Annotated in this window: 3 protein-coding genes, 5 tRNA genes and 4 pseudogenes; 4 read left to right on the plus strand and 8 right to left on the minus strand. The window is 39.9% G+C overall.

What is annotated here, in order from left to right; all coding sequences use genetic code 11:
- Positions 1-1,873, minus strand: a 1,873-nt coding sequence (locus tag HMPREF2984_RS09180; protein ID WP_142350459.1) for a GbpC/Spa domain-containing protein, incomplete at its 3' end; no start/stop codon positions are given.
- 25 nt (positions 1,874-1,898) lie between these two features.
- Positions 1,899-3,296, minus strand: a complete 1,398-nt coding sequence (locus HMPREF2984_RS09185; RefSeq protein WP_070496756.1) for a MucBP domain-containing protein — start codon at positions 3,294-3,296, stop codon at positions 1,899-1,901.
- Between the two features lie 514 nt (positions 3,297-3,810).
- On the opposite strand from HMPREF2984_RS09185, the pseudogene HMPREF2984_RS09545 reads away from it, so the two are divergent.
- Positions 3,811-3,921: pseudogene (locus HMPREF2984_RS09545) on the plus strand (type II toxin-antitoxin system prevent-host-death family antitoxin); the annotation flags it as partial.
- 78 nt (positions 3,922-3,999) lie between these two features.
- Positions 4,000-4,239: pseudogene (locus HMPREF2984_RS09820) on the plus strand (helix-turn-helix domain-containing protein); the annotation flags it as partial.
- A 30-nt stretch (positions 4,240-4,269) separates the two neighbouring features.
- Here HMPREF2984_RS09820 and HMPREF2984_RS09920 read toward each other — a convergent pair.
- Positions 4,270-4,365: pseudogene (locus tag HMPREF2984_RS09920) on the minus strand (IS982 family transposase); the annotation flags it as partial.
- A 177-nt stretch (positions 4,366-4,542) separates the two neighbouring features.
- On the opposite strand from HMPREF2984_RS09920, the gene HMPREF2984_RS09195 reads away from it, so the two are divergent.
- Both HMPREF2984_RS09195 and HMPREF2984_RS09925 read left to right on the plus strand, forming a co-directional pair.
- On the plus strand, positions 4,543-4,884 hold the full coding sequence (locus HMPREF2984_RS09195) for a DUF771 domain-containing protein (protein ID WP_003041917.1): 342 nt from the start codon (positions 4,543-4,545) through the stop codon (positions 4,882-4,884).
- A 53-nt stretch (positions 4,885-4,937) separates the two neighbouring features.
- Positions 4,938-6,080, plus strand: a pseudogene (locus HMPREF2984_RS09925) (site-specific integrase).
- A 72-nt stretch (positions 6,081-6,152) separates the two neighbouring features.
- Here the strand turns inward: HMPREF2984_RS09925 and HMPREF2984_RS09210 are convergent.
- From HMPREF2984_RS09210 to HMPREF2984_RS09230, 5 genes are all read right to left on the minus strand, one after another.
- Positions 6,153-6,236 (minus strand) — tRNA-Leu (locus HMPREF2984_RS09210).
- A 9-nt stretch (positions 6,237-6,245) separates the two neighbouring features.
- Positions 6,246-6,317: transfer RNA gene (locus HMPREF2984_RS09215), tRNA-Gln, on the minus strand.
- Positions 6,318-6,330: 13 nt separating this feature from the next.
- Positions 6,331-6,403 (minus strand) — tRNA-His (locus HMPREF2984_RS09220).
- 15 nt (positions 6,404-6,418) lie between these two features.
- Positions 6,419-6,489: transfer RNA gene (locus HMPREF2984_RS09225), tRNA-Trp, on the minus strand.
- A 7-nt stretch (positions 6,490-6,496) separates the two neighbouring features.
- Positions 6,497-6,577, minus strand: a tRNA-Tyr gene (locus tag HMPREF2984_RS09230).
- Between the last annotated feature and the right edge of the window lie 49 nt (positions 6,578-6,626).

A 6,626-nucleotide genomic window follows, 5' to 3' on the forward strand; every position in this document is an offset into this window, starting at 1 on the left:
TGCCTTGCTTATCTTGGTAGTCAACAACAACATTCCCTTTTACTTCTGTATAGTAGTTTGCTACGTTCGTCGTACCTAATTTAACTTTACCTGTTGTATTATTAGTTGATGACACATATTTATAGATCTTGCCATCCGCTGTTGTGATTCTGTCTTGGTGTGTTGTTGTGTAGTCTTCACCAACAGGAGTTCCCGTAGGTTTAACCGTTTGAGTATTTGTTAGTTTAGTAGTAGTCCCTTGAATATAGTTATCCAGCAAGACATTCCCTGCAAGATTGTATTCAACCAGATTGTATTCAAGATCTGGTTTTACAAGAGTAAAGCGAGATGGTAATTTGCTTGTAATAGCTAACCAATAACCTCTATCCCATTGTGTAGTCCGCTGCATCACAAAGGAAATTGAATCTCCGCTTTCTGCCACACCCGCAATCCCCATTTTATAGAAATTTGGATCATCATAGTCGTCTTTAATGCCGTCAGTGACAATATTTGCTGCCAAACGTCCATCGGTTTGTTTTTCAACCAAAGAACCGGTAATCTTTACTGGTCGGAAATTATAATCTGTTATGCTTTCTTCGTGCTTCAGACCAGCCAATTTTCCAGTCTTAGGTTCTGTTTTGGTTAAACTTGTTAGAGCCAAAATTGCAGGGTTATCTTTTTTAAAGTTTATAACATTGCCATCAGCATCATAGAAGCGAGCAACAACTTTATATCTAGAAGGTACATTTATGTCATAAAAAGTGTAAATCCCTCTCGTCGGATCCTTCTCAGCAAAACCAACGATACCTGTTTTAGGGTTTAAATTCGTTACCTCATAAGTAACCTTTGAAATACTTACTCCATTATATTTAGAATTTTGGAGGCCCGTATAAGTAGCCGTAATGGTTTGTCCGCTTTTAATTTTAGGGATGACAAACCGGCTTCCACCAGCTGACAGTCTCGTTGTAAATGCTGGGATTGGATTGTTTGCAAACGTTCCACCAGATTTCACATACTCCTCATATGACATATTATTCATATCTTTTTGACCAAATTCAGTGGTACCAGTGATAGACAATTTAGCATTAGGCTCCCGTTCAAATTTCAAGCCTTGGCTGACAACTTCACTTAGATAGCCTGGAGTGCCGGTGTTTGCTTGCGCTTTTTTTAGGTCGCGTTTATAGGCATCTACCCCCGTCTTGATACGAGTTGCTTGTGTTTCCTCAAGAGTGTTGGCAAGGTCCTTTTTAGCATCTGACTCTACTTGGTTGTTCGCTGTTCCAATGTTGTCATTTTGATTTTGCTTAACATCAATGTTATAACCATTTGCTTCAGAAATCGCATCTTTTAGTTTTTGGTTTTCGACAGTTACTTTTGAACCTTCCGTACGATCTACCGGAGTAGCTACTGGGTCTGAGGTTGATACTGCTCCTGCTGGCGCAGGAGTAGTTGCTTCAGCTTTTGCTGTTGTAGCAGGAGCGGGCGTTGTTTCAGGCGTTGCAGTTGTTGCTGCTGGCGTTGTACTCGCTACTGGTGCTGTGGCTGGTTGCGTAGCTGCACTTTCAGTTGTTGTAGTCGCTGACGCTGTTGTAGTGTCAGCTGTTGAAGTAGCTCCTGCTGGTGCTGTTGTTTCAGCTTTTGCAGTGGTTATTGCTGCTGTAGAGCTGCTAGCTGCTTCAGTTGCTGCTGCTTTTGATTGTGCAGCAAGACTTGTATCAGAAGCTTCCGCCACTGGAGCTGGCGTTGTTGGCTTCGTTGCCTTTACTTCATCAGCAGCTACACCTTGGTGAGCGCTAAGGATTGCAATTGTTCCAAGCGTCAAGATACCAATGGTGCCATAAACTTTGTTTTTCCGGATCGAACCATGACCCTTCGTTTTGCTATTATGAAACATAAAATTCCTCTTTTCTTTTTAATAATTACCCAATTAACCAATTATCTTTCTCAAAAGGCTTGACTTTTTTGAAGCCTAATAGAGCCAAGATAAATAAACCAATCGTTGCAAGAATCGTGGTTGCTTCCCCCGTATCTGGCAACAATGTAAACTTACCATTACTTGATTTGACAGTGACCGTTCCATCAGGATTTGCCCTAGCACCTACTTGCGCAGCTGGTACAGATGTTTTAGAACCGTCTGCGTTTTTGATAGTGACTTCTCCTTGATCATTACCAATAATCTCAAAGCCCTTGTCCGTCAAAAGCGGATCAGCTGGTGAGATGATTGATTTGATTGGATTGTCAATCGTGTCACCTTTTTTAGTAGTCACAGATGAAGCATTGTCAAGACTGAATGTTTCATCCTTTTTCAAGTCCATATCTGAAATTGTTGTCTCGTCCGTACTCTTTTCAGTCAAAATTGACGGATTGACCGTATCTTTTGCATCTATTGCTTCATCAGTTGGTATTGTATCTGTCGGTGCGATTGTATCTGCTATAGAAGTATCTGGGCTAACCGATGAATCTGATGAGGGGGTAGCCGAAACACTTGGCACTTGAGCTTTATCCTGCGAAGGCACTACTTTACTAGAAGAATCCGGTGTACTTGGTATATCCTTATCTGGTGGAGCGGGATCTGTCTTCGGTGGCACCACCTTATTAGAGTCTGGCGTTTCTGTGACCAGATCATAGTAATAAGTAATATTGGTATTTCCTTCAAGGACTTTTCCTTTTTCGTACCCCTGAGTAGCTTTTAGATCAAGGCGGTATTTCTTACCTTCTGAACTGATAATGGTTTCTCTTCGTTGGTCGGTCGTATCGTAGTCCGTTCCCACTTCAGAAGTCGGTGTATCCAGCTCTTTTGGTGCAATCAAAGTACCATCTTTACTCTTGTACTCAACCGTTACATCACCATATTTCTTTTCTGGCTCCGCTTGATTTGGCTTTGAAGACTCAGAGTCTGATGTTCCAGACTTATCCTTATCTGGTGTAGCCGGTGGTACAGGGGCTATCTTCAGCGGTTCTACCTTACTTGAGGAATCCGACGGTTCCAACTTGTCCTTTTCTGGCGCAGTCGGTGTTGTTGGCGTTGTCTTTGGTGCCTCTACCTTGTCTGACACGCTTGGCTTATCCTTATCTGAAGCAACTGACGTGGACTTGTCAGGAGTTACAGGAGCAGCCGGCGTCACAGCCGTAGAGGTATTTGCATTTCCCTGCTTAGACTCTGGCGTTTCAGTAGAAGCCTTTTTATTGCTGTCAACAGTCGGTGTGACAATCGTTGTGGAGCTAGAGCGCTCAACATCCCTAGCCAACACAGGATTTGCACCTAAGGCTGATAACAATACAGCCGTTGACGCTAAAAAGAACCTGCTTTTTTTCATTCTAAATATCCTCTCAATATTTTAACATATTGGATATGTTAAGGCCTAGTTTAAAAAACTATTCACTTTTATGATATTAATATTTTCCTCAAATGTCAAGCCGATTACAGCATTTTCACAGATTTATTTAATCTCATTACAGAAGTATTTTACATTTGTTTGCACCTTGTAAAGAAACATAGATATATTACAGATAAACAATAGGTGATTGATAAAAGAGTAATCTAAAGCGCTAACAACTTTTAAATCCCAATTAGTCTAGACAAGCGCACCAATCAGTTATGATGCATATATACGAAAGCCCTTTCGCATCAAAATCCAACTATTTTTTACTTCAATAATGGTGTATAAAATGATAATGGTATATCTGTAACGAATAGTTATGCAACAGCGGTAAACTATCTTTTTTATTTTCAACTTTTTAAAACAAGAGGGTTAAAACTAGCTGCTAACACTTGTACAATTTCCTGTCAAGTGTTCTAATAAGAATAGTCTTAAAATGAGGTAATATAAAATAGAAGCGGTCGTCTATTCAAATTTTAGAAACAATTTAAAACATTACATGAAAAAAGTCAACGATGAATATGAACCTCTAATGGTTGTCAATAAAAATCCTGATGAAAACGGCACTAGCCCCATAAAATGAGACACAAGAAAAACCTCCTGTTGAAATCTAGTAAACTAGAAACAGGAGTGTTTTGTTATGGTCAAAAAAGCGTATTCGGTAGAAACTAAGTTAGCCTGTATCGAAATGAAGAAAGCAGGTAAGCCCAATAAGGTTATCATGGAGACCCTGGGCATCAAAAATGTTAGTCAGGTCAAGACCTGGTGGCGATGGTATCGAAATGATGAACTGCACCGTTTCCATCAACCCGTGGGGAAACAATATACCTACGGTAAAGGAATGGAACAGCTATCCGAAGTGGAACAGTTACGACTACAGGCGGAATTGCTAAAAAAGTATCGAATCTGAGCAATAGTTTCGACAGAGCATCTGACAAATTTTTGATAATTGACCTATGTTCCATTCCAAGTAATGAGAATTAGCGGTATTCTGTAAATGACTCATTTGGATGACCTCCTGTTGATTTTGTCACTTACAGTACAGTCCAAATGGGTTTTTATGGTATTTTGAAGTGAACTAGCACCACGGGTAAAATTTATAGAATCAAAACGCTATCACGAAAGCAGACACATCAAAGATGTGACCATCATTGACCAAGAAATGGATACGGACTAACTGCCTATGAAACCAACCACCCTACAAATTGACTTAAAAAATATTACGATACAACTCCCATCCGATAAAATTATCGTTGACCGTTCCGAATATGAAGAACTCAAAAAAATCTCCTCAAAAGGGCGTTATCTGACGCTCTCTGAGGTTTTAGAACTTCTTTCCGTCTCTCGTCCATGGTTACTCGAAAACGTGCTTTATAAGCCTGAAATTCGTAAGCAAATTGACATTGATAAAAATAGCAATGGCTTTGTGAAATACCCAGATAGTCAAGGCGGACGCTATTACTTTCTGGCAAGCAAAACCAAAGAATTTTTTGAGGATCATTTTGCAAAAATTTTTGAATTATGACAAGATAACCAAGATAAAACCTTGGTTATCGATTTCTTAGAAAAGAGGGAACCATGTCACTATACATTACGCAACGCGGAGGGAAAAAAGGGAAGTGGTCTTATCGGATCACTGACAAAAAAGGGAACTATATTACATCAAAATCAGGATTTAAAACCAAAAAAGAAGCTGAAATTGAAGGTTTGACCCAAGAAATTAAATTACATCAAGGAAAGGTCATTGATAAAAACATCAGTCTCTTCCAATTGTGGGAAAAATGGTACCATTTAAAAATCATCCCACTGAATAAAATGGAATCTACACAAAACAAGCATCGCTTGCGTGGAAAGTTTATTCAAAAATACTTTGGAGATTCACCTGCTATATCCATCACATCCAGCCAATATCAAGCATTTATCAATAAATACGCTGAAACAAATTGTCATGATAATGTCAGCCGTCTAAATGCAGAGATACGAAGTGTCCTTATTTTTGCTAGACAAGATAAGCTTAGTATAGATTTATTCACAGAAGGGGTCGTACTATCTGGCAGAGAATCACCAAAGTCTAAGAATGAAAGATATATCCATAGCTTAGAAGATTATTAAAAACTTTGTCAGTATCTAGAATATCTCCTCGATTATCAAGAATCCGTCATTCCATACCTCTTATATATCCAACTGAAAACAGGTATGCGGTTTGGAGAAGTTCTTGGCTTAACTTGGGATTGTATCCATATTGAAAATAAGACCATTAAAACATATAGACGCTATGATTGCACAAGAAAAAGCTGGACAAAAGCTAAAACAGAAACTTCTATCCGTGACATTCCGATTGATGATACTACAGTCTCTATTTTACAAAAGCTAAAGGCTGAACAAAGGTATGTTTTAAGAAGCCATCAAGTTTCTAATCCAGACAAATGTTTGTTCTTTGATAAACAATCTGGACTACCCACAAATTCAGCAGTCAATAAACAATTAAAGAAGATACTATCTGAATTATCCATTACTCCTTCAAATATGACGAGCACAGGTTTAAGACATACTTACGCAAGCACACTTCTGGCAATGGATATAGACATCTGGGCAATCGCCAAGAATATGGGACATAAAGATATTCAGCAAATCAGCGAGACTTACGGGCATTTAATCAAAGAAAAAGCTATCCGTGAAGACAATAAAATCCGTGACTTTTTCCACGGTTTAAGCCAGTAGAAACTATTTTGAACAAATTTTGAACAAAAACAAAAGAAACGCTGATTTATCAACGTTTCTAAACTTAAGCAATACCGGCGGCCGGGGTCGAACCGGCACGTCCTTGCGGACACTGGATTTTGAGTCCAGCGCGTCTGCCAATTCCGCCACGCCGGCAAAGTTAAACTGGGGTAGCTGGATTCGAACCAACGCATGAGGGAGTCAAAGTCCCTTGCCTTACCGCTTGGCTATACCCCAATAATATAAAATAGGCGAGTGATGGGGATCGAACCCACGCATGCCAGAGCCACAATCTGGTGTGTTAACCACTTCACCACACCCGCCATATTCACAATAAACACGGGCAGTAGGAATTGAACCCACACTGAAGGTTTTGGAGACCTTAGTTCTACCTTTAAACTATGCCCGTAAAGGTATGGAAGGGGAGGGATTCGAACCCCCGAACCCGAAGGAGCGGATTTACAGTCCGCCGCGTTTAGCCTCTTCGCTACCCTTCCTGATATTAAACTAATATGGCGCGAGACGGAATCGAACCGCCGACACATG

The organism is Streptococcus sp. HMSC066E07 (genome assembly GCF_001814695.1).
Taxonomy (GTDB): domain Bacteria; phylum Bacillota; class Bacilli; order Lactobacillales; family Streptococcaceae; genus Streptococcus; species Streptococcus hominis.

Coding starts and splice junctions, on each gene's coding strand:
- HMPREF2984_RS09185 (WP_070496756.1), bottom strand. CDS start 3,296: ATGAAAAAAAGCAGGTTCTTTTTAGCGTCAACGGCTGTATTGTTATCA.
- HMPREF2984_RS09195 (WP_003041917.1), top strand. CDS start 4,543: ATGAAACCAACCACCCTACAAATTGACTTAAAAAATATTACGATACAA.